The following is a 26,251-nucleotide window of genomic DNA, read 5'->3' on the forward strand; positions in this document are numbered from 1 at the left end:
CATAACGGCACATGAACGGCGATACCGGACAGCAGGATTGAGGGATTCTCAGTCCTGTGGCCGATTCTCGGCGCTCGCGCCGCCGCCGCCCGTCCCGCCGGGGCCGAGCATCAGCGGGGTGTCCGGGGAGAAGGCGAAGGTCGAGGGCAGGCCGGGGGCGCGCTCGCGGCCCGCGTTGGCGATCAGGACGGCGAAGTAGGGCAGCAGGATGCCGCCGGCCAGCGCGACGAAGGCGAGCCAGCGCTGGACGTCCCAGAGGATGACCGCGAGCAGGACGCACGCGGTGCGGATCAGCATCGAGATGACGTAGCGGCGCTGGCGCCCCCGGACGTCCTCGCTCAGGCTGCTGCGGGCCCCGGTGATCCGGAAGACCTGGCCGTCGTCCGCGCTCTTGGGCATGGTCCCATCCATTCTCGGGTCGGTTCGGCCACCCCTACGGTCCTCCACGGTAACCCCGCTGACGCCGACCGGACCCACCCGGGTCCGGCGCGGCGGGCGGCGGGGGCTCAGGGCGTGCGGCGCAGGTACGCGACGGGGACCGCGTCGGTGAGCCAGACGCCGTTCGCGGAGACCCGGAACGCGTGGCCGTCCCGGGCCATCGCCGCCGCGTCGACCTCCAGGACGACGGGGCGGCCGTGCCGGGAGCCGACCTTGACGGCCGTCCCGGCGTCGGCGGAGAGGTGGACGTCCCGCCGGGACATCGGGCGCAGGCCCTCGGCCAGGATGAACCGCAGGGTGCGCTCGGCGGTGCCGTGGAAGAGCACGTCCGGCGGGACGGCGGCGGGCAGGCCGAGGTCGACCTCGACGGTGTGGCCCTGGCTGGCCCGGATCGAGCGGCCGTCCGCGGAGTAGGCGAAGCGGCGCTTGTCGTTGGTGGCGACGACGTGGTCCAGCTCGGCGCGGCTCAGCGGGCGGCCGTGCCGGCCGAGCGCGGCGAGCAGGACGTCGACCTCGACCCAGCCCGCCGCGTCCAGGGTGACCCCGACGGCGCCCGGGTCGTGGCGCAGGATGCGGGAGAGCGTCCTCGACGCCTTCACGGTGCGTTTCTCGTCCATCGGGGTCCCCCCTGGGGTGCGGGTCGGCAGGCTCAGGACGCCTGGCTGACCGAGCTCATGTTGAAGTCGCGCACCCGGACCGGCGGCATCGCGGCCCGGGTGAACCAGTCGCCCCACTCGCGGGGCAGGCAGCGTTCGGTGCGGCCCACTTCGGTGATCCGGCCGAGCAGGTCGACCGGGGACTCGTTGAAGCGGAAGTTGTTCACCGCGCCGACCACCTCGCCGTGCTCGACCAGGTAGACGCCGTCCCGGGTGAGGCCGGTGAGCAGCAGGGTGGCCGGGTCGACCTCGCGGATGTACCAGAGGCAGGTGAGCAGCAGGCCGCGCTCGGTGCGGGCGACCATCTCGTCCAGGGTCGGCGCGCCGGGGGCGGCGGTCTCCAGGACCAGGTTGTCGATCGGCGGGGTGAGCGGCAGGCCGGCCAGGGCGGCGGAGTGCCGGGTGGACAGCAGGTTGGCGAGGCGGCCCTCGCGCAGCCAGTCGGTGGCGGCCAGCGGGAAGCCGTTGTCGAAGACCGAGTCGTTCTCGCCCGAGGAGTGCGCGAGCACGAACGGCGCGGCCTGCAGGCCGGGCTCCGCCGGGTCGGAGCGCAGGGTGAGCGGCAGCGGGCTGAGCCGCTCGCCGATCCTGGTGCCCCCGCCGGGCCGGGAGAAGACCGAGCGGCCCTCGGCCGCGTCCCGCGCGCCGGAGGACCAGGAGAGGTAGACCATCAGGTCGGCGACGGCCGAGGGCGGCAGCAGCGTCTCGTACCGGCCGGCGGGCAGGTCGATCCGCTTGCGGCCCCAGCCGAGGCGGCGGGTCAGGTCGGTGTGCAGGGCGGTGACGTCGACGTCGGTGAAGTCCCGCGTCGCGGCGCCGGCCCAGGCGGAGCCGGACAGGTCGGTGGTCTTGGCGTTCAGCTCGACGGTGCCGGTGGGCTGGTCGTGGCGCAGCCGCAGGCCGGTGGAGCTGCCCAGGTAGGAGGTGGTGCGCTCGTGCCGGGCGAAGCCGTACAGCAGCTCGCCGCCCGCGCGGGCCCGGGCGAACGCCTCGCCGAGGGCCGGGGCGAAGTCGGCGAACACGCCGATGTCGGTGGCCTCCGGGGCCTCGGTGAAGCGCGGGTCGGCCGCGCGGCCCGCGATCAGCGGCTGGGCGTCCTCGGCGGGTCCGGCGGCCCGGGCGGCGGCCTCGGCGGCGCGCACCAGCCGCTCGACCTCGTCGAGCGTGACGGCCTCCTGGGCGACCACGCCGGAGGCGGTGCCGGTGGCGCCGGCCACGGTGGAGACCACGGTGAGGCGGCGGCCGCGGGTGACGCCGTTGGTGGTCAGGCCGTTGCCGGCCCAGCGCAGGTTGGCGGTGGACTCCTCGTCGGCGATCACCACGCAGCCGTCCGCCCGGGAGAGTTCGAGGGCGCGTTCCACCAGCTCGTGGGGGTGCGTGAGGGACATCAGTGACCCGCCTCCTGCTGGGTGTTGAGCACGTTGACCTGGCGGAACAGCGCGGACGGGCAGCCGTGGCTGACCGCGGCGACCTGGCCCGGCTGGGCCTTGCCGCAGTTGAAGGCCCCGCCGAGCACGTACGTCTGCGGGCCGCCGACGGCGCTCATCGAGCCCCAGAAGTCGGTGGTGGTGGCCTGGTAGGCGAAGTCCTTGACCTGGCCCGCGAGTTCGCCGTCGCGGATGGCGTAGGCGCGCTGGCCGGTGAACTGAAAATTGTACCGCTGCATGTCGATCGACCACGAGCGGTCCCCGACGATGTACAGCCCGTTCTCCACCTGGGAGACCAGGCCCGCGGTGTCCGGCCCGCCGGCGGCCGGCTGGAGCGAGACGTTGGCCATCCGCTGCACCGGCACGTGCGCCGGGGAGTCGGCGTAGGCGCAGCCGTTGGAGCGCGCGAAGCCCTTGAGCCCCGCCATCGGGCGGTCGAGCTGGTAGCCGACCAGGACGCCGTCGCGGATCAGGTCCCAGGACTGGGTGGCGACGCCCTCGTCGTCGTAGCCGACGGTGGCCAGGCCGTGCTCGGCCGTCCGGTCGCCCGTGACGTGCATCAGCTCGGAGCCGTACTTCAGGCTGCCGAGCCGGTCGAAGGTGGCGAAGGAGGTGCCCGCGTAGGCGGCCTCGTAGCCCAGCGCGCGGTCCAGCTCGGTGGCGTGGCCGATCGACTCGTGGATGGTCAGCCACAGGTTGGACGGGTCGATCACCAGGTCGTAGCGGCCGGCGGCGACGCTCGGCGCGCGCATCTTCTCGGCCAGCAGCCCGGGCAGCTCGGCCAGTTCGGCGTCCCAGTCCCAGCCGGTGCCGCGCAGGTACTCCCAACCGCGCCCGGCCGGCGGGGCGATGGTGCGCATCGAGTCGAACGCGCCGGTCCGCTCGTCCACGCTGGTGGCCTCCAGCCAGGGGTGCAGGCGCACCCGCTGCTGGGTCGTCACGGTGCCCGCGGTGTCCGCGTAGAACTTGTTCTCCTGCACCGTCAGCACCGCGGCCGACACGTGCGACACGCCGTCGGCGGCCAGCAGCCGGGACGACCACTCGGCCAGCAGGCCGGTCTTCTCCGCGTCCGGCACCTCGAACGGGTTCACCTCGTACGCGGAGACCCACTCGACGTCCGGGTACACCGGCTCCGGGGCCAGCTCCACCCGCTCGCCGGAGCCCGCCGCGCGGCTGATCCCGCCCGCCAGCCGGGCCACCGCCACCGCCTGCTCGGCCACCGCCGCGGCCGCCTCCGGCGTCAGGTCGACGCCCGCCGCGAAGCCCCAGGCGCCGTCCAGCAGGACGCGGACGGCGAAGCCCAGCTGCACCGTGTCCGACGAGCCGGCCGGGCGGGCGTCCCGCAGCCGCCAGGACGCCGAACGCACCCGCTCCAGGCGGAAGTCGGCGTGCGTCACCCCCAGCCGCCGGGCCCGGGACAGGGCCGCGTCGGCCAGCGGGCGCAACGGGTAGGAGAGGAACTGAGGATCGAGCGCGGAGGGCGGCATCGGGCTCCCTGGGTCGAGGGTCGGGCGCGGCGGGCCGCCCCCGGCCGAGGGCGCACCCGCTCGCATCATCCCCGGCCGCAGGGCGTACGGCCAGCAAATATCCGCCGCGCCACCCTGATGCCCCGTCAGGTCCGCGCTATGCCAGGGCCTCCCACCAGCCGTCCAGCTCCGGCGGGTTGGCCACCTCCACCCGCTGCCCCGGGCGCGGCACCGCCAGCGGGACGCCGTGCGCCTTGGCCTCCGCCAGCAGCCGCTCCACCGGCTCCGCCCAGGGGTGCGGCGCCAGGTTGAAGGTGCACCAGTGGATCGGCAGCAGCAGCCCGCCGCGCAGCTCCAGGTGCGCCCGCACCGCCTCCTCCGGGTTCAGGTGGATGTCCGCCCAGGCCGGGTCGTAGGCGCCGACCGCCATCAGCGCCGCGTCGAACGGGCCGTGCTGCTCGCCGATCCGGGCGAAGCCCTCGAAGTAGCCGGAGTCCCCGGTGAAGAACACCTTGTGCCGCGGGCCGGCCGCCACCCAGGAGCCCCACAGCGTGGTGTTCCGGGCCAGGCTGCGGCCGGAGAAGTGGTGCGCGGCCGTCAGCGTCAGCGTCAACTCGCCGAGCGTGCAGGTCTCGTCCCAGTCCAGCTCGATGATCCGGTGCTCCGGCACGCCCCAGCGGCGCAGGTGGCCGCCGATGCCCAGCGGCACCGCGAACGGCGCCGACTGCAGCTCCACCAGGCGGCGCACCGTCGCCATGTCCAGGTGGTCGTAGTGGTCGTGCGAGATCAGCACCGCGTCCACCTGCGGCAGCTCGGCCAGCTCCACCGGCACCGGGTGCAGCCGCTTCGGGCCGGTCAGCTGCGAGGGCGAGCAGCGGTCCGACCAGATCGGGTCCACCAGCACCCGGCAGTCGTCCAGCTCCAGCAGCGCCGAGGCGTGCCCGAACCACGTCACCGCGACGCCCCCGGCCGACCCGTCGGAGACCTCCGGCACCGCCAGCGGCACCGGCGCGGCCGGCACCCGGCCCTCCTTCTCGAACAGCATCCGGCGCAGCGTCGCCGCGTCCGGCCGGCCCGGCGCCCCGGCCGACACCTCGGAGGGCGCGTTGTGGAACACCCCGTCGCGGTACTGCGGGGAGGCCCGCAGCCGCGGGTCCGCCCTGCTCGGCCGGCGCCCGAACTGGGCCGGTACCTCGCGCAACGCCCACGCCGCCGCACCCGCCAGGGCCAGCGCCGCCAGCGCCGCCAGCCTGCGGCGGCCCGTCCGGCCAGGGTGTGCACCACTCATCTCGCGTCCGCTCCGTTCGGCTCGCCCGGAATCGGCGCCCCGGACTCTCCGGAACACCTTCGGGGCAACGCCCGCCGCCCGTGCGGCGTTCCCGGCGACCCCCGCCGCCCCGTTGTGGGGATACGACAGTTCTCACCGGACGCCCCTGTCGGAGGCGGCTTCGCCCGGGATCGCACCCTACCGATAGCGTCGCTGGTGAACTGCGCGCGGTCGCGCGTGCACTGCCGACGCACATCGAGAGAGAGGTGGACCCTTGAGCCGCTCGGTACTGGTCACCGGAGGCAACCGGGGCATCGGTCTGGCGATCGCCCAGAGCTTCGCCGAGGCGGGCGACAAGGTCGCCATCACCAGCCGCAACGGCGAGGTCCCGGCGGAGCTCGCCAAGTACGACGTCCTCGCCGTCCGCGCCGACATCACCGACGCCGAGCAGGTCGACGCCGCCTTCACCGAGATCGAGGCCGCGCACGGCCCGGTCGAGGTCCTGGTCGCCAACGCCGGCATCACCAAGGACACCCTGCTGCTGCGCATGTCCGAGGAGGACTTCACCTCCGTCCTGGACACCAACCTCACCGGCACCTTCCGGGTGGTCAAGCGCGCCGCCGCCAAGATGCTGCGCGCCCGCAAGGGCCGGGTCGTGCTGATCTCCTCGGTGGTCGGCCTCAGCGGCTCCGCCGGGCAGGTCAACTACGCCGCCTCCAAGGCCGGCCTGGTCGGCTTCGCCCGCTCCCTCGCCCGCGAGCTCGGCTCCCGCAGCATCACCGTCAACGTGGTGGCGCCCGGCTTCGTCGACACCGACATGACCGCCGTGCTCAGCGAGGAGCGCCGCAAGGAGATCGTCTCCGACGTCCCCCTGGGCCGCTACGCCGCCCCCGCCGAGATCGCCTCGGCCGTGCGGTTCCTGGCCTCCGACGAGGCCGCGTACATCACCGGAGCCGTCGTTCCCGTCGACGGCGGATTGGGCATGGGCCACTGACCATGACTGGAATTCTCGAAGGCAAGCGCATCCTGATCACCGGTGTGCTGATGGAGTCCTCCATCGCCTTCCACACCGCGCGGCTCGCCCAGGAGCAGGGCGCCGAGATCATCCTCACCGCCTTCCCCCGGCCCAGCCTCACCGAGCGCATCGCCAAGAAGCTGCCCCGGCCGGTCAAGGTCCTGGAGCTCGACGTCTCCAGCGCGGAGCAGCTGGCCGGCATCGCCGACCAGGTCCGCGAGCACCTGCCCACCCTCGACGGCGTCGTCCACTCGATCGGCTTCGCGCCGCAGGACGCCCTCGGCGGCAACTTCCTCGACACCCCGTGGGAGTCGGTCGCCACCGCGATGCAGGTCTCCGCGTACTCGCTCAAGTCGCTCACCACGGCGCTGCTCCCGCTCATGCAGGACGGCGGCTCGGTGGTCGGCCTGACCTTCGACGCGCAGTTCGCCTGGCCGCAGTACGACTGGATGGGCCCGGCGAAGGCCGCCCTGGAGTCCACCAACCGGTACCTCGCCCGCTACCTGGGCGCGCGCGACATCCGCTGCAACCTGATCTCGGCCGGCCCGATCGGGTCGATGGCCGCGAAGTCGATCCCCGGCTTCCCGGACCTCGCCGCGACCTGGGACACCCGCTCCCCGCTCAAGTGGGACCTCTCCGACCCGGAGCCGGCCGGCCGCGGCGTCGTCGCCCTGCTCAGCGACTGGTTCCCGAAGACCACCGGCGAGATCATCCACGTCGACGGCGGGCTGCACGCGATCGGCGCCTGAGCACCCCGTTCCGAGCTGCTCCGCGCGCGGGCGCGGCCGTTCCCCCCGGGGACGCGGCCGCGCCCGTTCGCGCTCCCGAGGGCCGCTGGGCTAGGGGTTCTCCTTGCAGAAGCCGATGGCGCGGCCCGCCTCGTCGGCGGCCCGCTCGGGGTCGCCGGCCCGGATGGCGTCGAGGATCGCGGTGTGCGGGACCCAGCGGTGCGGGAGCAGGTCGGGGCCGACGTCGTGGCGCAGGTGGGCGCGCAGGACCTCGCCGAGGTCGGCGTAGACGGCGGCCAGCACGTCGTTGTGGGCGGCGGCGACCACGGCCTGGTGGAAGGCGGCGTCGGTCTGGATGAAGTCCTCGGGGACGCCGGAGTTCCAGGCGGCGTCGCGGCGGGCCAGCGCGGCGTCGAGGAGTTCGAGGTCGCGCGGGGTGCGGCGGAGGGCCGCGAAGCCGGCGGCGGAGGTCTCCAGGGTGGCGCGCAGCTCGGCGACCTGGTCCTGGTCGGCGTCGGCGAAGCGGCGGTGCAGCACGCCCGCGAGCTCGCTGGTGGCCAGGACGTAGGTGCCGGAGCCCTGGCGGATGTCGAGCAGCCCGTTGTGGGCGAGGGCGCGGACGGCCTCGCGGACGGTGTTGCGGGCGACGCCGAGCTGGTCGACGAGCTCCGCCTCGGTGGGGATGCGGGAGCCGACCGGCCACTCGCCGGAGGTGATCTGGGCCCGGAGCTGGGCGATCACCTGGTCGGAGAGCGGGGTGCGACGGGTGGTCGACAGCGCCAAGGTCGTGCTCCTTCTGTGGGCCAGGTCATCCGGCGGGCCAGGTCATCAGGATACCGGGGTGCGGTAAGTCATCCCATGATTCTATGATTGCGCCATGTCTACCGCAGCAGACCCCTCCGCCACCGAGACCGGGAGCCGTCCGCCCGCCGCTCCGCCCGCTGGCCCGACCGCCGCTCCGCCCGCTGGTCCGACCACCGTTCCGCCCGCCGGGACGGCCGTGCGCGACGGCGCCGCCGTCCTGCTCGCCGTCGCGGTGGCCGCCGCCGCGGTGAACCTGCGCCCCGTGGTGACCAGCCTCGGCGCGCTGCTCGACCCGGTCCGCGACGGCCTGGGGATGAGCGCCACGACGGCCGGGCTGCTGGCCGCCGTGCCGCCGCTGTGCTTCGCGGTGCTGGGCGTCTGCGCGCCCGGCCTGGCCCGCCGGGCGGGCCCGGTCGCGGTGGTGACGGCCGCCATGGCCGCGATCGCGGCGGGCGTGCTGGCCCGCTCGTTCACCGGCTCCGCCGTGGTCTTCCTGCTGCTGACCGCACTGGCGCTGGCCGGGGTGGCGCTGGCCAACGTGCTGATCCCGGTGGTGATCAAGCGCCACTTCCCGGACCGGGTGGCGCCGATGATCGGCCTGTACTCGATGGCGCTGTCGGTGGGCACCTCGCTCGCCGCGGCCACCACCGTCCCGCTGACCGACGCGATGGGCGGCAGCTGGCGGCTCGGCCTGGGCGTGTGGGGCCTGCTCGCGGTGGCCGCGCTGGCGGTCTGGCTGGTGGTGCTGTTCCTGCGCCGGGAGAAGGCCGGCACGGCGTCGGCGGCCCCGGCGGCCGCGCACGTCAAGCTGCCGATCCTGCGCAGCCGCACCGCGTGGGCGCTGGCCGCGTTCTTCGGCCTGCAGTCGACCAGCGCGTACAGCGCGATGGGCTGGCTGCCGAAGATCTACCACGACGCCGGGGTGTCGGAGTCGGCGTCCGGCGTGCTGCTGGCCCTGGTGATGGCGGTCAGCGTGCCGGTCTCCTTCCTGCTGCCGAACCTGGCCGCCCGGCGCGGCGACCAGCGGCTGTACGTGGTGGTGCTCGGGCTGTGCGGTATCGCCGGCTTCCTCGGGCTGATGCTCGCGGCCGGTACGGTGCCGTGGCTGTGGGCGGTCCTGGTCGGCCTGTCGATGTGCGCGTTCCCGCTGGCGCTGACCATGCTCGGCCTGCGCGCCCGCACCCCGGGCGGGGTGACCCAGCTGTCGGCGTTCGCGCAGAGCCTGGGCTACCTGATCTCCATCCCGGGCCCGATCCTGATGGGCGCGCTCTACCAGGGCACCGGCCGCTGGTACCTGCCGCTGGGCCTGCTCGCCCTGCTGCTGGTGCCGCAGATGCTGGTCGGGCTGCGCGCGGCCCGGGCCCGGCACATCGAGGACGAGGCCGTCGGCTAGGCTCGGCGTCATGCCGGTACTCGACCCGAACCCGCAGGGCGGGCAGAAGAAGCTGCTGCAGATGCTCGGCCTGATCGCCGGCATCGTGGTGGTGATCGCGATCGTGGCGACGGTGGCCAACGCGATGGGCTGAACCGCCCGCCCGGCGGCCGCTCCCGGCCGCCGCCACCCGCAGGGGTGGCAGCTTTCCGGACGGCGCGACCGGAGGCCGGTTTTCTGCGAAGCTCTAGGGGTATGAGCGCCGACACCCCTCGTAGGATCATCGTCCTCCGCCATGCCCGGGCCGACTGGCCCAACCAGGTCAACGACCACGACCGCCCGCTCGCCGACCGCGGCCGCGGCCAGGCCACCGTGGCCGGCCGCTGGCTGGCCGACTCCGGGGTCAACCCCGACCACGTGCTGTGCTCCACCGCGCTGCGGACCAGGGAGACCTGGAAGCTGGTCGCCCACGAGCTGCCCAAGCGTGCCCGGAAGACGGCCTACGAGGACCGGGTGTACGAGGCCCAGCCGGGTCGGCTGATCGAGGTCATCCAGGAGACCCCCGACGAGCACGCCGACCTGCTGCTGGTCGGCCACAACCCCGGCGTGCTCGGCCTCACCCAGGTGCTGGCCGGCGACGAGGGCGACACCGAGGCGCTCAACCGGCTGCGCCTGAACGGCTTCCCGCCCGCCGCGGTGGCCGTGCTCAGCTTCGGCGGGCCGTGGAAGCTGGTCGAGCCCGGGGTGGCCCGGCTCGACTCGTACTTCATGCCGCAGGACTGAGCGGCGGCCTTGGCGCCGGGCGACCTTCGTGCCGGGCGGCCTCCGTACCGCAGGACCGAGCGGCGACGGCGCAGGGGCGGCACCCGTACGCGGGTGCCGCCCCTGCGCCGTCGGTGCCAGGTCAGTCCTCGGTGGGCGTGCCGTCCAGCTCGTCGGCCGCCTCGACCTCCTCGCGGGTCACCCCGAGCAGGTACAGCACGGTGTCCAGGAACGGCACGTTCACGGCGGTGTCGGCCTGCTCGCGGACCACCGGCTTGGCGTTGAACGCGACGCCCAGCCCGGCCGCGTTCAGCATGTCCAGGTCGTTGGCGCCGTCGCCGATCGCCACCGTCTGCTCCAGCGGCACCCCGGCCCGCTCGGCGAACCGGGCCAGCCAGCGGGCCTTGCCCGCCCGGTCGACGATCTCGCCGGTCACCCGGCCGGTGAACTTCCCGTCCGCGATCTCCAGGGTGTTGGCGGCGGCGAAGTCCAGGCCCAGCCGCTCCACCAGGTGGTCGGTGACCTGGGTGAACCCGCCGGAGACGATCGCCACCTGGTAGCCGAGCCGCTTGAGGGTGCGGATCAGCGTCCGGGCGCCCGGGGTCAGCCGGACCTCGGCGCGGACCTTCTCGGTGACCGCGGCGTCCAGCCCGGCCAGCAGCGCCACCCGGGCGCGCAGCGACTCGGCGAAGTCCAGCTCGCCGCGCATCGCCTGCGCGGTCACCTCGGCGACCTGCTCCTCGCAGCCCGCGTGGGCCGCGAACAGCTCGATCACCTCGTCCTGGATCAGCGTGGAGTCCACGTCCATCACCACCAGGCGCTTGGCCCGCCGGTACAGGCCCGCCCGGACCACCGCGATGTCCACCCGTTGGGCCGCGGCCTCCGCCGCCAGCACCGCGCGCAGCTCCTCGGTGGCCACCCCCGAGATGGTCAACTCCACTGCGGTCACCGGGTACTTGGCGAGCCGGAAGACCCGGTCGATGTTGCCGCCGGTCTCCGACACCCGGGCCGACAGCGCCGCCACCGCCGCCGCCGTCAGCGGATTGCCGAGCACCGTCACGTGCGAGCGGCCCTCGCCGCGCGAACGGTTGTCGCCGGTGCCGGAGATGACCTCGGCCTGGAGCTTGTGCTCCTCCGCCCAGCGGTGCACGGTCACCCGCAGCGCGCCCTCCGCGCCCGGCGCGGCCGGGGGAGTGACCAGGGCGCACAGCGTTATCCGGCCACGGGTCACCACCTGCTCGATGTCGATCACCTCGACGCCGAAACCGGCGAGCCGGTCGAACAGGCCCGCGGTGAGCCCGGGGCGGTCCTTGCCGAACACCTTGACCAGCAGCGTGCGCTCGGCGTCGGTGCTCACGGGCGGCGCGGCGGAAAGGGCCTGAGCGGCCGGATCAGTTGCGTTCATGGTGCCCCCCACGCTACCCGGACCGCCCGCGCCCCGACCGCAGGCGTCCGGTTCGTGGGACGCCCGCCGGACCCGCCGCCCGGCACCCGTCCCGGCGCTCCATCCGCACCCGACCCGCACCCGACCCGCACCCGGTCCGGGGCGTCCCGGCGTCCCTTCGGTGCCCCTCCCGGTCCCGCCCCGGCGGCCCGCCGGATGCCCCGGGACCGCCCCGACCTGGTTGCCGAGCGGTCACAGAAGCCCGTTCCGACTTCCGAGTACGCCCGCCGGGCTGGAATGATTCCCCCGTCAGATGCAACATCCTGGGGGACCGGAGAGCAGGGCGGGCGGAGAGTTGCCGCAACTCGTACTTGAAATCGACGGCCGGCAGCGGGTACTGGAACCCGGCCGCGCCTACACCATCGGCCGCGATCCGGCCTCGGACTTCCCGTTCGACGACGCCCGGGTCTCCTGGCGGCACGCCGCCCTGAGCTTCGACGGCGCCACCTGGCAGCTCGCCGACCACGGCTCCACCAACGGCACCTTCGTCGCCGGGGCCCGGGTCGCCCGGGCCGCGGTCCACCCCGGCACCGTCGTGCACCTCGGCAACGGCCAGAACGGACCCCGGCTCGCCTTCACCGCGCCGGTCGCCGCCCCCGGCCCGCAGGGCGGCGGCATCCACGAGGCCGCCACCAGCCGCGCCGCCGGCCCGCAGCCGGGCCAGGCCCCCTACCAGCAGCCGCAGTTCGGCCCCGGCCCGGCCGCCGCGCCGGGCCACCGGCCGCCGCCGGTCGAGCAGCCGATCCCGCAGGGCTGGGACGCCCCCACCCCGCGCCCCGGCTTCCCCCAGCAGCAGGCCCCCGCGCCCGTCCCGCCGCAGGTCCGGCCGCCGCAGCCGCCGGCCCGGCAGCCCTTCCCGGTGCAGCAGCAGTTCCCCGAGCCGCCGCCCGCGCAGCCGCACGTCCCGGCCGGGCCGCCCGCCCAGCAGCCGGGCGGACAGCCGCAGCCGGGCGCCCCGGTCGGCGGGCTCGGCCACCCGACGATGATCCGCAGCCTGGCCGGCGGCCGCACCATCCGGATCGGCCGCGCGCTCGACAACGACATCGTGGTCTCCGACCTCCAGGTCTCCCGCCACCACGCCGAGCTGCGCCAGCTCCCGGACGGCCGCTGGGAGATCGTCGACCTCGGCAGCCACAACGGGATCTTCCTCAACGGCCAGCCCACCCGCCGCCAGCTGATGGGCCCGCAGGACCGGCTCACCGTCGGCCACTCCTCCTTCGTGCTGGTCGGCGACCAGCTCCAGGAGTTCGTCGACAACGGCGCCGTCTCCTTCTCCGCCCACCACCTGACCGTCGAGGTCGACTTCAAGGGCGGCAAGAAGGTCCTGCTCGACGACGTCAGCTTCTCCGTCCCGGAGAAGTCCCTGGTCGCGGTGATCGGCCCGTCCGGCTCCGGCAAGTCCACCCTGCTGCGCGCCCTCACCGGCTACCGCCCCGCCGACCGCGGCGACGTGCTCTACGACGGCCGCAACCTGTACCGCCAGTTCGCCGAACTGCGCTCCCGGATCGGCCTCGTCCCGCAGTCCGAGATCCTGCACAAGGAACTCACCGTCCGCACCGCACTCAAGTACGCGGCCCAGCTGCGCTTCCCCGGCGACACCGAGGCCGCCGAGCGCGCGCGCCGGGTCGACGAGGTGCTGTACGAACTGCGCCTGGACAAGCGCGCCGACAACCGGATCACCGCGCTCTCCGGCGGCCAGCAGAAGCGCGTCTCGGTCGCCCTGGAGCTGCTCACCAAGCCCTCGCTGATCTTCCTGGACGAGCCCACCTCCGGCCTCGACCCGGGCATGGACCGCGAGGTCATGCAGACCCTGCGCGGCCTGGCCGACGACGGCCGCACCGTCCTCGTCGTCACCCACTCGGTCGCCGAACTCGCGCTCTGCGACCGGCTGCTGGTGATGGCCCCCGGCGGCTCGGTGGCCTACTTCGGCCCGCCCGGCGAGGCGCTGCACTTCTTCGGCTACGAGACCTGGGCCGACGTCTTCCAGGCGTTCGAGAACTACCCCGACCACGACTGGGCCGGCCGCTACCGCAACTCCGTCCACCACCAGCAGTACTCGGCCAACGTGGACGCCGCGGTCTCCCAGGTGCAGCAGCCCAACGCGGTCAACCAGCTGCGCCCGCCCAAGCCGCAGAGCTGGGGCTCCCAGCTGTGGACGCTGATCCGCCGCTACCTGGCGGTGATCGCCTCCGACAAGGGCTTCATCGCGCTGTCCCTGCTGCTGCCGCTGGTCCTCGGCGCGGTCTCCGCCGTCATCCCCGACAAGTGCGGCCTCGCCCCGTGCGGCAACGGCCGCAACGACGTCGCCCGGCTGATCCTGATGGTCGTCGCGTTCTCCGCCTGCCTGTCCGGCTCGGCGAACTCGGTCCGCGAACTCATCAAGGAACGCGCGATCTACGAGCGGGAGCGCGCCACCGGCCTGTCCCGCTCCGCCTACCTGGCCTCGAAGTTCATCGTGCTCGGCGCGATCAGCTTCCTCCAGGGCGGCATCATCTCCGCGATCGCGTTCAAGGTCCGCACCCTCCCCGCCGAGGGCCTGATCCTCAAGCACCTGCCCGCGGTCGAGATGTCCGTCGGCGTGATCCTGCTCAGCTTCACCTCCATGATGGTCGGCCTGGCGATCTCCTCGCTGGTCAAGACCGCCGAGAAGACCATGCCCCTGCTGGTCATGTTCGCCATCGTCCAGATGGTCTTCACCGGCGCGATCTTCCAGCTCTTCGACAAGCCCGGCCTGGAGCAGCTCGGCTGGCTGATGCCCGCCCGCTGGGGCGTCGCCGCCAGCGGCAACACGCTCGACCTCGCCCACATCTCCCCGGTGGTCGTGGCCAAGCCCCCGGAGACCGCCCCGCTGGACTCCCTCTGGGACCACTCGGCGGGCATCATGTTCCTCAACTGGTTCGTCCTGGCCCTGATCGCGGTGGGCCTGGGCTTCGCCATCCAGCGCTTCCAGAAGCGCCACGAACCCGAGGTCATGCAGAACGGCTGACCCCGCCGGCACCGCTCCGGCACCGCGCGCGAAGGGCCCCTCCGGGGGCCCTTCGCCGTTCCCGGGTCCTTCGTCCCGTGGCCCCGGGACCTTCGCGCCCCACGCGGTCGGCGCCAGGCCGGTACCGTGGGGGGTGCGACAGGAGATCGCCGCCGTACGGCGGTCGATCCTGCCGTACGCCCGGCAGTCCGGGCGGCAAGGGAAAGTGGTACCAGCGTCGGCGCGCCCGCCCAGGCGGCCACCACGACGCGAGGGCAGACCAGTCGAGAAATCCTGGTTCCCCGGTGCCGCGCAACCCCCTGCTTCCGCGACGGTCGTCCCCGGGGAGCCCCCCCTGGAGAGGAAGTACGTCATGTCGCAGCTCGAAGAGAACAAGCGGGTCGTCGTCGACTACTACACGACCGCGTTCGGCGGAGACCCGGAGAAGGCCGTCGCCGACCACTTCGGACCCGTCTACGTCCAGCACAACCCCGACGCCCAGGACGGCCCGGAGGCGTTCGTCGGCTTCGTGCGCTGGCTCCGCGGCGAGTACCCCGACCTGCGCCTGCACATCAAGCGCGTCATCGCCGAGGGCGACCTGGTCGCCACCCACGCCCACCTCGACCTCGAACCCGGGAACCCGGACAACCCCGGCCGCGCGCTCGCCGACTACTTCCGCCTGGAGGGCGGCAAGGTCGTCGAGCACTGGGACGTCATCCAGGACGTCCCCACCGGGTCCGCCAACGGCAACGGCATGTTCTGACGCCGACCCGCCGCGCCGTCCGCGGTCACCGCCCCGCTCCGGGCCCTCCGGCCTAGGCCCGGGGCCCGAGGTGGGGGCGTGATCGCGGCGGTAGCGTGGGCGGCATGGACAGTCCCCGGTGCGACCCGTCGTTGCAGGCGATCGAGGCGGTCAGCACGGCGGTGCTGGCGATGTCCCGGCCGCTGGAGGTCCGGGAGGTGCTGCGGCGGATCACCGCCTCCGCGCGCACCCTGCTCGGGGCCGAGTACGCGGCGCTCGGGCTGCCGGACGACCACGGCGGGTTCGCCCAGTTCGTGGTGGACGGGGTGAGCGACGAGCAGTGGCGGGCGATCGGCCCGCTGCCGCGCCAGCACGGCGTGCTGGCCTCGATGCTGCACGACCGCGAACCCACCCGGCTGCAGGACGTCCGCACCGCGCCCGCGTTCGGCGGCTGGCCGGACGCCCACCCGGACATGACCGACTTCCTCGGGATGCCGATCATGGACGAGGGCGAGATCGCCGGCGCCCTGTTCCTGGCCAACAAGCCCGGCGGCTTCACCGACCACGACGAGGAACTGCTGCGCATCCTGGTCGCGCACGCCGCGCTCGCCCTCGGCAACGCCCGGCTCTACGAGCGCAGCCGCGAACTGACCCTGTCCGGCGAGCGGGCCCGGATCGCCCACGACCTGCACGACGCCGTCTCGCAGAAGCTGTTCTCGCTGCGGCTGACCGCCCGCGCCGCCGCCAAGCTGGTCGACCGGGACCCGGCCCGGGCCCGCGACCACCTGGCCGAGGTGGCCCGGCTCGCCGCCGAGGCCGCCGACGAACTGCGCGCCGTGGTCGTCGAACTGCGCCCCGCCGCGCTGGAGGAGGACGGCCTGGTGGCCACCCTCGCCTCGCAGGTCCAGGTACTGGACCGGGCGCACAGCGCCGCCGTCGCCTTCACCGCCACCGGCGTCCGCGCGCTGCCCGCCGCCCAGGAGGCGGCCGTCCTGCGGGTCGCCCAGGAGGCGCTGCACAACGCGCTGCGGCACGCCCGGGCCGGCACCGTCACGGTCACCCTCACCGGCACCCCGAACCGCGGCGTCAAGCTGACCGTCCGCGACGACGGCCGCGGCTTCGATCCCGAGTCGGTGCGCCGGGCCGGCCGGCACCTCGGGCTGGTGTCGATGCGCGACCGGGCCGCCGCGGTCGGCGGCCGGCTGTCCCTGGAGTCCGCCCCGGGCCGGGGCACCCTGGTCGAACTGGAGGTCCCCGGTGCCTGACACCGCGTCACCGATCCGCGTGCTGCTGGTGGACGACCACCAGGTGGTCCGGCGCGGCCTGCGCACCTTCCTGGAGGTGCAGGACGACATCGAGGTGGTCGGCGAGGCCGCCGACGGCGCCGAGGCCGTCGAGCGGGCCGCCGAACTCGCCCCCGACGTGGTCCTGATGGACCTCAAGATGCCCAAGGTCGACGGCATCGAGGCGCTGCGCCTGCTCCGCGAGCGCGGCAGCGCGGCCCGGGTGCTGATCGTCACCAGCTTCACCGAGCACCGCACCGTGGTCCCGGCGCTGCGCGCGGGCGCCGCGGGCTACGTGTACAAGGACGTCGACCCGGAGGCGCTGGCCGGGGCGATCCGCTCGGTGCACGCCGGACACGTCCTGCTCCAGCCCGAACTGGCCGCCGCGCTGCTCGCCGAGGACGTCCCGGCCGCGCCGCAGGGCCGCGGCGGCACCCTCACCGACCGGGAGCGCGAGGTGCTCTCGCACATCGCCGACGGCCGCTCCAACCGGGAGATCGCCCGCGCCCTGCACCTGTCGGAGAAGACGGTCAAGACGCACGTGTCGAACATCCTGATGAAGCTGGACGTCGCCGACCGCACCCAGGCCGCCCTCTGGGCCGTCCGCCACCAGGGCTGACGCCCGCAGACGGGGTCGGGGAGTTCAGTGCCGCTCGTCCACCGCCGCGTTGTGCGCCGCGACCTGGGCCCGCCGGGCGGTGCGGTCCAGCGGGGCGAGGGTCTCCCGCCGGGCGGCCATCTCGGAGGCGGAGACCGCCGCCCCGTGCCCGCCCGCCGCGATGTGCAGCAGCGCGGACACCTGCCGGGCCGACTGCAGCACCCGCACCGCGCGCGGCGGGTAGCCGGGCGCCAGCAGCTCGCGGTGGCCCTGCCGGCGGAAGGACTCCAGGGCGCGCAGCGTCTCCGGCCCGGCCCCCGCCACGTCCAGCCGGGTCAGCGCGGCGGTCGCCTCCCGCAGCCCGTCGGCCAGTTCGCGCTCGGCCTCGTCCAGCGAGGGCACGTCGGCGGGCGGCGCGTCCTCGACCGGCAGGCACTGCCACAGCACCCGCACGCCCTGGTCGCCGGCCGGCCCGTACACCTCGACCTCCGGCACCAGACCGTACGGGACGCCGACCGCCAGGACGGCCTCGCCGGCGCCCAGCGCCAGCGCGTTGAACGCGGGCGGGCCGGTCAGCCCGAGCGGGTGCCCGGCCACCGGGAGGGCCAGCCGCAGGCCCCGCGCGCCCAGCGAGCGCAGCCGCCCCAGCGCCCAGGTCAGGCCGTGCAGCGAGTCCGGGGCCTCGCCGGGCAGGCCGGTCACCCGGTGGGCATCGTCCGCGCCCTGGACGGCGGCGACCGCGTCGTCGGGGGAGGAGGCGCCGGTCAGCAGCGCGTTGCCCCAGGCGGTGAGCCGCCCCGAACGGGGTTCTTGGTACGGATTGTCGGCAGGAGTCGCGAGCATCCGACCAGCCTACGGACAAGCGCGCCGGGCGGGTGGCGTAGGTTTGGCTTGACACAGGTGGACCGCACCCCGAGGACCTCACGCCCAGGTCCCACGGACGGCCGGATTCTTGCATTTGGGGAAGGCGTAGGCATGAGCGACGTGCTGGAGCTGGTGGACGTTTCCGTGGTCCGGGAGGGGCGCGCGCTCGTCGATCACGTGTCCTGGTCGGTCCGGGAGGGCGAGCGCTGGGTGGTGCTCGGCCCGAACGGCGCGGGCAAGACCACGCTGCTCCAGATCGCCGGCGCCTACCTGTTCCCCAGCTCCGGCGAGGCCGTGGTGCTCGGCGAGAAGCTCGACCAGGTCGACGTGTTCGAGCAGCGGGCCCGGATCGGCCTGGCCAGCGCCGCGATGTACGAGAAGCTGCCGGTCGGCCAGACCGTGCTGGAGACGGTGCTGACCGCCGCCTACGGGCAGACCGTGCACGGCAAGGAGACCTACGAGGACTCCGACGAGCAGCGCGCCCTCCTGCTGCTCGACCGGCTCGGCATGGCCGGCTTCGTCGGCCGCAAGTTCGGCAGCCTCTCCGAGGGCGAGCGCAAGCGCACCCTGATCGCCCGCGCCCTGATGACCGACCCCGAGCTGCTGCTGCTCGACGAGCCCGCCGCCGGCCTCGACCTCGGCGGCCGGGAGGACCTGATCCGCCGCCTCGCCGCGCTCGCCGGGGACGAGTACGCGCCGTCCATGGTGATGGTCACCCACCACGTCGAGGAGATCGTCCCCGGCATGACCCACGTGCTGATGATCCGTCAGGGCAAGGTGATGACGGCCGGCCCGATCGGGACCACCCTCACCGCCCGCAACCTCTCGCACTGCTTCGGCCTGCCGCTGACCCTGGAGCAGCGCGGCGACCGGTGGACCGCGCAGGGCCTGCCGCTCGGCTGAACCGCGCGGGGCCTGCCGCTCGGCTGAACCGCGCCGCCGGGACGCACGGCGGCGACCGGCAAGCGGCGACCGGGGGACGGAGACCGGCGGACGCGAACCGATCGACGGGGACCGGTCGTACACACGGCCGGTTTCCACTGCCCCACCTGCGGGAAGCTACGCGGGGAGAGACCCGACTTCCCTAGGATGGAGCCCGTGGACAGCTGGATCTGGTGGCTGCTGCTCGCCGTCGCCCTGGGCATTCCGCTGGTGGTCACCGCGATGCCCGAGTTGGCGATGTTCGCGGTCGGCGCCAGCGCCGCCGCGCTGACGGCCGGTCTGGGCGGCGGTGTGGTCCCGCAGTTCCTGGTGTTCGTCGCGGTCTCGGCCGCGCTGCTGGTGTTCGTCCGCCCGATCGCGTACCGCCAGCTCAAGAAGGGCCCGGCCTACCGCACGGGCGTGGAGGCGCTGACCGGCGCCACCGCAGTGGTACAGGAAACAGTCGACGGGGGAGAGGGCGGACGGATCAAGCTCAACGGCGAGATCTGGTCGGCCCGCGCGCTCCACCCGGGCTCGGTGTTCGAGCCGGGGCAGCAGGTCGACGTCGTCGAAATCCAGGGCGCCACCGCCCTGGTCGTCTAGGGGAGAAGCGCTTGGAACCCGTCCTCATCGTCCTGATCGTCCTGGTCGTGGTGGCCTTCATCGCCCTGATCAAGACGATCCAGGTGATCCCGCAGGCCAGCGCGGCGATCGTCGAGCGCTTCGGCCGCTACACCCGTACCCTCAGCGCCGGCCTGAACATCGTCGTCCCGTTCATCGACACCATCCGCAACCGGATCGACCTGCGCGAGCAGGTCGTCCCGTTCCCGCCGCAGCCCGTCATCACCTCGGACAACCTGGTCGTCAACATCGACACCGTCATCTACTACCAGGTGACCGACCCGCGGGCCGCGACCTACGAGGTGGCCAGCTACATCCAGGCCATCGAGCAGCTCACCGTCACCACCCTGCGCAACATCATCGGCTCGATGGACCTGGAGTCCACCCTGACCTCCCGCGAGGTCATCAACGCCGGCCTGCGCGGCGTGCTGGACGAGGCCACCGGCCGCTGGGGCATCCGGGTCAACCGGGTCGAGCTGAAGGCGATCGAGCCGCCGACCTCCATCCAGGACTCGATGGAGAAGCAGATGCGCGCCGACCGCGACAAGCGCGCCGCGATCCTCACCGCCGAAGGCGCCCGGCAGGCCCAGATCCTGCGCGCCGAGGGCGAGAAGCAGGCCGCCGTGCTCCAGGCCGAGGGCGAGGCGCAGGCCGCCGTCCTCAAGGCCGACGGCGAGGCCGCCGCGATCCGCACCGTCTTCGAGGCCATCCACGAGGGCGACGCCGACCAGAAGCTGCTCGCCTACCAGTACCTGCAGACCCTGCCCGAGCTCGCCAAGGGCGACGCCAACAAGCTGTGGATCATCCCCAGCGAGGTCGGCGACGCGCTCAAGGGCCTCGGCGGCGCCTTCCAGGGCGTCACCGGTGGCGGCGGCGCCCCCGCGGCGGCGGCCGTCCCGCCGCCCGCCGCCCGCGTCCCGGTCGACCCGGCCACCGGCCCGCGCCCGGTGGACACCGAGAACAAGACCGCCCGCCCCCGGGTCGAGCCCACCCGCGAGTACCCCAAGATCGACGAGTAACCGGCACCGCACCCCGCCCGGGCCCCGTCCGACGTCCGCGTCGGCCGGGGCCCGGGTGCGTCCCGGGTGCGTCCCGGGTGCGTCCCGGGTGCGTTCCGGGTGCGTTCCGGGTGCCTCCCGGGTGCGTTCCGTATGGCGGACCGCCCTGGCCAAGCCGCGCGCCGCTCCGGCATGATCGACCGGCGCGACAGCAGCCAACGAGGGGGAAGCCGATGACGCTGTGGGAGATGACCGCCGTCCTGCTGGCCGGTGTCGCCGCCGGGACCATCAACACCATCGTCGGCTCCGGCACCCTGATCACCTTCCCCGTCCTGCTCGCCGTCGGCCTGCCTCCCGTCACCGCCAACGTCTCCAACTCCCTCGGCCTGGTGCCCGGTTCACTGGCCGGCGCGATCGGCTACCGCGCCGAACTCGCCGGCCAGCGCCACCGCCTGCTCCGCTTCGGCACCGCCTCGCTGCTCGGCGGACTCACCGGCGCCGCCCTGCTGATCACCCTCCCCGGCAGCGCCTTCGAGGCCGTCGTCCCGGTCCTCATCCTCACCGCCCTGGTCCTGGTCGTCCTGCAACCCCGGGTGGCCCGCGCGATGGCCGCCCGCCGCGCCGCCGCCGGCACCGCCGCCACCGCCGACGGCGGCTGGCCGCTGCTCTTCTGCATCGGCCTCACCGGCGTCTACGGCGGCTACTTCGGCGCCGCCCAGGGCGTCCTGCTGCTCGCCCTGATGGGCATGCTGCTCCCCGACGACCTCCAGACCGTCAACGGCATCAAGAACGTCCTCGCCATGCTCGTGAACGGCGTCGCCGCGGTCTTCTTCCTCTTCGCCTCCAGCATCGACTGGACCGCCGCCCTGCTGGTCGCCGTCGGCGCCACCCTCGGCGGCGCGTTCGGCGCCAGGGTCGGCCGCCGCCTGCCGCCGGTCGCGCTGCGCACCCTGATCGTGCTGGTCGGCCTCGCCGCCGTCACCAAACTGCTCTTCTTCTGAACCCCGCAGCCCTCCCGCCGACCCTCCCCGCCGATCTTCCCCGCCCCCGTCGCGGCCCGCCTGGCTGGGCCTTTCCCGGGCGACGTAGGCTCGGCGGTGAGTCACGGCCGCCCCGCGGCCGCAGCCCGGACGGAGACCGCCATGAGCCGCACCCGCCTCAGCGAGGAGCAGATCGCCAACGCCCTCGCCGACCTCCCGCAGTGGACCCGCACCGGCGAGGCCCTCACCCGCACCGCCGAGACCGCGAGCTTCCCCACCGCGATCAGGGTCGTCGGCGCCGTCGCCGAACAGGCCGAGGCACTCGACCACCACCCCGACATCGACATCCGCTGGCGCACCCTCACCTTCCTGCTCACCACCCACAGCGCGGACGGCCTGACCAGCCTCGACATCACACTCGCCCACCTGATCGACCGCGCCCTCGACGCCGCCGCCTGACCCCACCCGCCCCCGCCGCCCCCGTCCGCTACCCGTCCGGCCCGCCCGGACCCCGTCGGCCCCGGCGGCAGCCCGGGCAAGTCCCGTCCCCGCGCCGTGAGATGCTGGCCCCTTGCCAGACCGCAGTCGGGACGGACGGAACGCATGGCTCAGGAACCATCCACGACCCCCGGGTACGACCAGCAACCGTGGTACCCCCAGCAGCAGGGCTACCCGGACCAGCAGGCGTACGGGCAGCAGCCCCACGGCGAGCAGCCGCAGCCCTACGGCCACCCGGAGCAGCAGGCGTCCTACGCCGACCCGCAGCAGCAGGGCTACGGCTACCCGGACCAGCAGTCCGCCTACGGGCAGCAGCCCTACCCGGGCCAGCAGCAGGCGTACGGCTACCAGGAGCAGCCCTACCAGGACCAGCCGCAGCACGGCTACGGCTACCCGGAGCAGCAGACGTCCTACGCCGGGCAGCCGACCGGCTACCAGGACCCGTCCGCCCAGCAGCTCTACGCGCCCGCCGAGCCCGGCCCGAGCCCGTTCGACCCGCCGCAGGCCGCACCGTACGGGCAGCAGCCCGCCGCCGGGGCCGCCCCCGCGTCCGGCCCGGCCCCCGCCTCCGACTACCCGCAGACCAGCGCCGAGGACCCGTTCGCCCCCGGTGGCGACGGCGTCCCCGCCACCACCGGCCGCTCCGGCGCGGCGACCCCCGGCCGGGAGCGGCCCGCCGCCACCGGCCTCGCCGCCCGGGCCCGGGCCGCGGTGCTCTCCGGCGAGGGCGCGCCCACCCGCCGCGGCCTGGCGATCCGGGTCGGCGCGGGCGTCGCCGCCCTGGCCGTGCTGATCACCGCGGGCGTGCTCGCGACCTCCGACGACGACGCCGGGACGCCCGCCGCCAAGACCGCCCAGGGCGCCTCGCAGAACATCGCCGTCGCCCACACCAAGGCCTGGACGGTGGCCGCCGCCCAGGCCGCCGCCGGCACCCAGGGCGCCGACGACACCCTGGCCGGCAGCTGGCTGCTGGCCGACACCGTGGTCCGCGCCGACGGGACGGGCGTGCACGCCTACGCCCTCGCCGACGGCAAGCCCGCCTGGGAGCTCAAGGCCCCCGCCGACGGCGCCGTCCCCTGCGGCCTGTCCCCGGCCGTCAACGGCTCCGGCCTCGGCGCGGTCGTCTACCGCCCCGCCGCCGACCCGAAGAGCCCGTGCAGCACCGTCGCCGCCGTCGACACCAAGTCCGGCCAGGCGGTCTGGACGAAGACGCTCTCCGACGCCAAGGACGGCTACACCACCCACGTCGCCGTCACCGACGACAAGGTGATCGCGGTCGGCGAGGACAAGGCCGCCGCCTGGGCCGCCGCCGACGGCGCCGAAGCCTGGCAGTACACCGGCCAGGGCAAGTTCTGCACGCTCTCCGGCAACGCCGGCGCCTCCGTCGTGGTGCTGCACAGCCGCTGCGCCGACTCCACGCCCGCCGACCAGGCCGTCGCGCTCAACGTCTCCGACGGCAAGGTCAGGTTCTGGCGCGGCCTGAACAACCAGCCCACCACCGTCACCGTGCTCTCCGCCGAACCCGCCGTGGTGCTCACCACCGGCGAGAAGCCCGAGGACGAGCGGGTGTTCGCCTGGGGCGCCGAGGGCGACCCGGCCGCCGAGATCCCGCTCGCCGTCGAGGGCGGCGGCCGGCTGGACGTCGGCCGCGGCGGCTTCGACCCCGTCCCCGGCGTGTACTTCCAGGGCAGCACGATGTTCGCCGCGGTCGTCCCCGAGAGCGGCGGCAACCCCACCGCGATCACCGCCTACGACCTCACCACCGGCAAGCCGCAGTGGCGCACCCCCGTCGCCGAGAAGAGCAAGGCCCGCCCGATCGGGGTCGACGCCGGCGGCCTGGTGGTCGCCGCCGACGAGCACGGCGACCAGCCCGCCCACCTCAGCCGCTTCGCGCTCTCCGGCGGCCAGGAGACCCAGGGCGGCGCCTTCCCCCAGGGCACCGGCTCGCTGCTCACGGCCGGCCGGGTGCGCACCTCCACCGGGCACCTGGTGGCCGTCCCCGAGCACGCCTCCAACTACAGTGCGGTCACCGCCTTCACCAGCAAGGGCTGACCCCGCCCCACCTCGCCCCGCTCAGCCGTGGCCCGCAGCACGACGACGGGCCCGACCTGTCCCCTGATCAGGTCGGGCCCGTCGGCCTCTCACGCGCTCGCCGTCACCGGTGCGGCCACCGCCGGTACGGTCGCCGCTGAGCTCCGGCCCCCCGGCAGCCAGGCGGCCAGCTCCCCCAGCTCACCCGCCCGCAACCCGAGCGCGAGCATCAACGTCGCCTCCGGCGTCGGCTCGAACGGCCGTCGCAGCAACCGCATCCCCGCCTGCTCCGGCGTCCGGTCCGCCTTGCGCTGGTTGCACTCCGCGCAGGCCGCCACGGTGTTCAGCCAACTATCGGCCCCACCGCGCGACTTGGGCGCCAGGTGGTCCACCGTGCTGCCCGCCGCCCGCAGTACGCGCACAGGAACTGGTCCCGCGCCAGCACCCCCCGCCGCGACCACGGAGCCCGTTGTCGGAACGGCACCCGCACGTACCTGGTCAGCCTGATCACCCGCGGCACCGGCAGCTGCACCCCCGAACCGCGCACCACCCGCAGCGGATGCGCCTGCTCGACCACTGCCTTGTCCTGCAGGACCAGCACGACGGCACGGCGCAGCGGCACCGTGCTCAACGGTTCGTAGCTCGCGTTCAGGACAAGGGTGTTGCGCATAACGGGCCACCTCCAGTGCTCGCCCCCGCCGCACGGCGGTGGCACCACTGTGAACGCCCGCCTCCCCCCGAACAACGGAATTTCCGCCCCCGCCCACCGACCTGCGCCGAAACCCCCGGACCCCGAGCGCGTAGGCTCTACCCCGCTGGAACCGTCCAGGCGCGCCGCCCACCGGGCCCACCGCGCCGGGCACCCGACCGAAGGAGACGCGGGACCGTGACCGACATCGTCGACGAGCTGCAGTGGCGCGGGCTGATCGCCCTGTCCACTGACGAGGACGCACTGCGCAAGGCGTTCGCGGACGGCCCGGTCACGTTCTATTGCGGCTTCGACCCGACCGCCCCCAGCCTGCACCTCGGCAACCTGGTCCAGATCCTCACCATGCGCCGCATCCAGCAGGCCGGGAACCTTCCGCTCGGCCTGGTCGGCGGCGCGACCGGCCTGATCGGCGACCCCAAGCCCACCGCCGAGCGCGTCCTCAACGACCCCGAGACGGTGGCCGGCTGGGTCGAGCGCCTGCGCGGCCAGGTGGCCCGCTTCCTCGACTTCGAGGGCGAGTACGCCGCCCGCATGGTCAACAACCTGGACTGGACGTCCGGCATGTCGGCCATCTCGCTGCTGCGCGACGTCGGCAAGTACTTCCGCGTCAACAACATGATCGCCAAGGAGGCGGTGGCCCGCCGCCTCAACTCCGACGCGGGCATCAGCTACACCGAGTTCAGCTACCAGATCCTCCAGGGCATGGACTTCCTGGAGCTGAACCGCCGCTACGACTGCACCCTGCAGACCGGCGGCAGCGACCAGTGGGGCAACCTCACCGCCGGCAGCGACCTGATCCGCAAGGCCGAGGGCCGCTCCGTGCACGCCCTCGCCACCCCGCTGATCACCAAGGCCGACGGCACCAAGTTCGGCAAGACCGAGTCCGGCACCGTCTGGCTCGACCCCGAACTCACCACCCCCTACGCCTTCTACCAGTTCTGGCTGAACGCCGACGACCGCGACATCCCCAAGTTCCTGCGGATCTTCTCCTTCCGCAGCCACGAGGAGATCGAGCAGCTCGAACGCGACACCGCCGAACGCCCCGCCGCCCGCCTCGCCCAGCGCGCCCTCGCCGAGGAACTCACCACCCTCGTCCACGGCGCCGAGCAGTACGAGCGCGCCGTCGCCGCCTCCAAGGCCCTCTTCGGCCAAGGCGACCTCGCCGACCTCGAACCCGCCACCCTTGCCGCGGCCCTCGCCGAGGTCCCGAAGGCGATGGTCGCCGAACTCGGCCAGCTCGTCGACCTGCTGGTCGAATCCGGCCTGGCCCCCAGCCGCTCCGGCGCCCGCCGCACCATCAAGGAGGGCGGCGCCTACCTCAACAACGCCAAGGTCACCGACGAGGAAGCCGTCGCCACCACCGACGACCTCCTGCACGGCCGCTGGCTCGTCCTGCGCCGCGGCAAGCGCAACCTCGCCGCCGTCGAACTCGCCGGCGCGTGAGTCGTCCGCTCGCCGACCGTCGACAGACGGCTTGAATCAGACCGCAGTTGACCTGCGGAGACCGCGCACAGGGGCCGGATACAGCCAGATCCGGCCCCGTCGTGTTTGACTCGCCCGTCCTGGTGACCTAACGTAGTCCGAGTCGCCTGAACCGGCTGGGACCGGTAGGCGGAACCCCCAAACCCTGATGAGCGATTCGTCGCGCGTCCATTCGAATTC

General features: G+C 74.0%; 24 protein-coding genes and 1 pseudogene. 16 read left to right on the top strand and 9 right to left on the bottom strand.

Annotated features, from left to right (window positions below; translation table 11 throughout):
- Window positions 1–48 precede the first annotated feature (48 nt).
- The 5 genes from QMQ26_RS26240 to QMQ26_RS26260 all read right to left on the bottom strand — a co-directional run bounded on the left by QMQ26_RS26240 (window position 49) and on the right by QMQ26_RS26260 (window position 5,275).
- Window positions 49–399, bottom strand: coding sequence for a DUF3099 domain-containing protein (locus tag QMQ26_RS26240; protein ID WP_100840140.1), 351 nt, complete (start codon window positions 397–399; stop codon window positions 49–51).
- 107 nt (window positions 400–506) lie between these two features.
- Window positions 507–1,055 (bottom strand): RNA 2'-phosphotransferase, encoded by a 549-nt coding sequence (locus QMQ26_RS26245; RefSeq protein WP_282202889.1) that lies wholly within the window; start codon window positions 1,053–1,055, stop codon window positions 507–509.
- Window positions 1,056–1,087: 32 nt separating this feature from the next.
- Window positions 1,088–2,482 (bottom strand): metallopeptidase TldD-related protein, encoded by a 1,395-nt coding sequence (locus tag QMQ26_RS26250; protein ID WP_282202890.1) that lies wholly within the window; start codon window positions 2,480–2,482, stop codon window positions 1,088–1,090.
- Complete coding sequence (locus QMQ26_RS26255; RefSeq protein ID WP_282202891.1) at window positions 2,482–4,008, bottom strand: TldD/PmbA family protein; 1,527 nt, start codon at window positions 4,006–4,008, stop codon at window positions 2,482–2,484. Before QMQ26_RS26255 ends, QMQ26_RS26250 begins: the two co-directional genes overlap by 1 nt.
- A gap of 136 nt (window positions 4,009–4,144) precedes the next feature.
- On the bottom strand, window positions 4,145–5,275 hold the full coding sequence (locus QMQ26_RS26260) for an MBL fold metallo-hydrolase (RefSeq protein ID WP_282202892.1): 1,131 nt from the start codon (window positions 5,273–5,275) through the stop codon (window positions 4,145–4,147).
- 253 nt (window positions 5,276–5,528) lie between these two features.
- Between QMQ26_RS26260 and fabG the strand changes: the two genes are divergently transcribed.
- Both fabG and fabI read left to right on the top strand, forming a co-directional pair.
- Complete coding sequence (gene fabG, locus QMQ26_RS26265; protein WP_100840135.1) at window positions 5,529–6,248, top strand: 3-oxoacyl-[acyl-carrier-protein] reductase; 720 nt, start codon at window positions 5,529–5,531, stop codon at window positions 6,246–6,248.
- Window positions 6,249–6,250: 2 nt separating this feature from the next.
- Window positions 6,251–7,018 (top strand): enoyl-ACP reductase FabI, encoded by a 768-nt coding sequence (fabI, locus tag QMQ26_RS26270; protein ID WP_100840134.1) that lies wholly within the window; start codon window positions 6,251–6,253, stop codon window positions 7,016–7,018.
- A gap of 90 nt (window positions 7,019–7,108) precedes the next feature.
- On the opposite strand, the gene QMQ26_RS26275 is transcribed toward fabI, so the two are convergent.
- Window positions 7,109–7,780 carry a FadR/GntR family transcriptional regulator gene (locus tag QMQ26_RS26275; protein WP_100840133.1) on the bottom strand — a complete coding sequence of 224 codons (672 nt, stop codon included), beginning with the start codon at window positions 7,778–7,780 and terminating at the stop codon, window positions 7,109–7,111.
- Between the two features lie 94 nt (window positions 7,781–7,874).
- On the opposite strand from QMQ26_RS26275, the gene QMQ26_RS26280 reads away from it, so the two are divergent.
- The 3 genes from QMQ26_RS26280 (at window position 7,875) to QMQ26_RS26290 (ending at window position 9,956) form a co-directional block, all read left to right on the top strand.
- Complete coding sequence (locus tag QMQ26_RS26280; protein ID WP_282202893.1) at window positions 7,875–9,194, top strand: MFS transporter; 1,320 nt, start codon at window positions 7,875–7,877, stop codon at window positions 9,192–9,194.
- 10 nt (window positions 9,195–9,204) lie between these two features.
- Window positions 9,205–9,327 carry an SGM_5486 family transporter-associated protein gene (locus QMQ26_RS26285; protein WP_255410667.1) on the top strand — a complete coding sequence of 41 codons (123 nt, stop codon included), beginning with the start codon at window positions 9,205–9,207 and terminating at the stop codon, window positions 9,325–9,327.
- Window positions 9,328–9,428: 101 nt separating this feature from the next.
- Window positions 9,429–9,956: a SixA phosphatase family protein gene (locus QMQ26_RS26290; protein ID WP_282202894.1), complete on the top strand. Its 528-nt coding sequence runs from the start codon at window positions 9,429–9,431 to the stop codon at window positions 9,954–9,956.
- Window positions 9,957–10,077: 121 nt separating this feature from the next.
- Here QMQ26_RS26290 and serB read toward each other — a convergent pair whose 3' ends face one another.
- Entirely contained in the window at window positions 10,078–11,340 is a 1,263-nt protein-coding gene (gene serB / locus QMQ26_RS26295; RefSeq protein ID WP_282202895.1) for a phosphoserine phosphatase SerB, read from the bottom strand.
- A gap of 334 nt (window positions 11,341–11,674) precedes the next feature.
- Between serB and QMQ26_RS26300 the strand changes: the two genes are divergently transcribed.
- The 4 genes from QMQ26_RS26300 to QMQ26_RS26315 all read left to right on the top strand — a co-directional run bounded on the left by QMQ26_RS26300 (window position 11,675) and on the right by QMQ26_RS26315 (window position 16,988).
- Complete coding sequence (locus QMQ26_RS26300) at window positions 11,675–14,365, top strand: FHA domain-containing protein (protein WP_282202896.1); 2,691 nt, start codon at window positions 11,675–11,677, stop codon at window positions 14,363–14,365.
- Window positions 14,366–14,717: 352 nt separating this feature from the next.
- Entirely contained in the window at window positions 14,718–15,107 is a 390-nt protein-coding gene (locus QMQ26_RS26305; protein WP_111552816.1) for a nuclear transport factor 2 family protein, read from the top strand.
- Window positions 15,108–15,211: 104 nt separating this feature from the next.
- The gene (locus QMQ26_RS26310) at window positions 15,212–16,351 is read left to right on the top strand and encodes a GAF domain-containing sensor histidine kinase (protein WP_282202897.1); all 1,140 of its coding nucleotides are present in this window, start codon (window positions 15,212–15,214) and stop codon (window positions 16,349–16,351) included.
- Window positions 16,344–16,988 (top strand): response regulator, encoded by a 645-nt coding sequence (locus tag QMQ26_RS26315; RefSeq protein WP_100840128.1) that lies wholly within the window; start codon window positions 16,344–16,346, stop codon window positions 16,986–16,988. The genes QMQ26_RS26310 and QMQ26_RS26315 overlap by 8 nt, the downstream gene beginning before the upstream one ends.
- A 24-nt stretch (window positions 16,989–17,012) precedes the next feature.
- Here the strand turns inward: QMQ26_RS26315 and QMQ26_RS26320 are convergent, their stop codons facing one another.
- Window positions 17,013–17,810: a hypothetical protein gene (locus tag QMQ26_RS26320; RefSeq protein ID WP_100840127.1), complete on the bottom strand. Its 798-nt coding sequence runs from the start codon at window positions 17,808–17,810 to the stop codon at window positions 17,013–17,015.
- Window positions 17,811–17,942: 132 nt separating this feature from the next.
- Here QMQ26_RS26320 and QMQ26_RS26325 point away from each other — a divergent pair, with 132 nt between their 5' ends.
- From QMQ26_RS26325 to QMQ26_RS26350, 6 genes are all read left to right on the top strand, one after another.
- On the top strand, window positions 17,943–18,734 hold the full coding sequence (locus QMQ26_RS26325) for an ABC transporter ATP-binding protein (protein ID WP_100840126.1): 792 nt from the start codon (window positions 17,943–17,945) through the stop codon (window positions 18,732–18,734).
- Between the two features lie 186 nt (window positions 18,735–18,920).
- Window positions 18,921–19,355 carry an NfeD family protein gene (locus tag QMQ26_RS26330; protein ID WP_282202898.1) on the top strand — a complete coding sequence of 145 codons (435 nt, stop codon included), beginning with the start codon at window positions 18,921–18,923 and terminating at the stop codon, window positions 19,353–19,355.
- A gap of 11 nt (window positions 19,356–19,366) precedes the next feature.
- The gene (locus QMQ26_RS26335) at window positions 19,367–20,392 is read left to right on the top strand and encodes an SPFH domain-containing protein (RefSeq protein ID WP_100840124.1); all 1,026 of its coding nucleotides are present in this window, start codon (window positions 19,367–19,369) and stop codon (window positions 20,390–20,392) included.
- A 212-nt stretch (window positions 20,393–20,604) separates the two neighbouring features.
- Window positions 20,605–21,372: a sulfite exporter TauE/SafE family protein gene (locus tag QMQ26_RS26340; protein WP_100840123.1), complete on the top strand. Its 768-nt coding sequence runs from the start codon at window positions 20,605–20,607 to the stop codon at window positions 21,370–21,372.
- A gap of 141 nt (window positions 21,373–21,513) precedes the next feature.
- A complete protein-coding gene (locus QMQ26_RS26345; protein WP_100840122.1) occupies window positions 21,514–21,810 on the top strand; it encodes a 4a-hydroxytetrahydrobiopterin dehydratase in 297 nt (98 codons plus the stop codon).
- Window positions 21,811–21,954: 144 nt separating this feature from the next.
- Entirely contained in the window at window positions 21,955–23,901 is a 1,947-nt protein-coding gene (locus QMQ26_RS26350) for an outer membrane protein assembly factor BamB family protein (protein WP_282202899.1), read from the top strand.
- A gap of 89 nt (window positions 23,902–23,990) precedes the next feature.
- Here QMQ26_RS26350 and QMQ26_RS26355 read toward each other — a convergent pair.
- A pseudogene (locus QMQ26_RS26355) lies at window positions 23,991–24,550 on the bottom strand (HNH endonuclease).
- A gap of 216 nt (window positions 24,551–24,766) precedes the next feature.
- Here QMQ26_RS26355 and tyrS point away from each other — a divergent pair.
- Window positions 24,767–26,032: a tyrosine--tRNA ligase gene (gene tyrS, locus QMQ26_RS26360; RefSeq protein WP_282202900.1), complete on the top strand. Its 1,266-nt coding sequence runs from the start codon at window positions 24,767–24,769 to the stop codon at window positions 26,030–26,032.
- Window positions 26,033–26,251: the final 219 nt, after the last annotated feature.

Origin of the sequence: Kitasatospora fiedleri (assembly GCF_948472415.1) — a bacterium.
Classification (GTDB): Bacteria; Actinomycetota; Actinomycetes; order Streptomycetales; family Streptomycetaceae; genus Kitasatospora; species Kitasatospora fiedleri.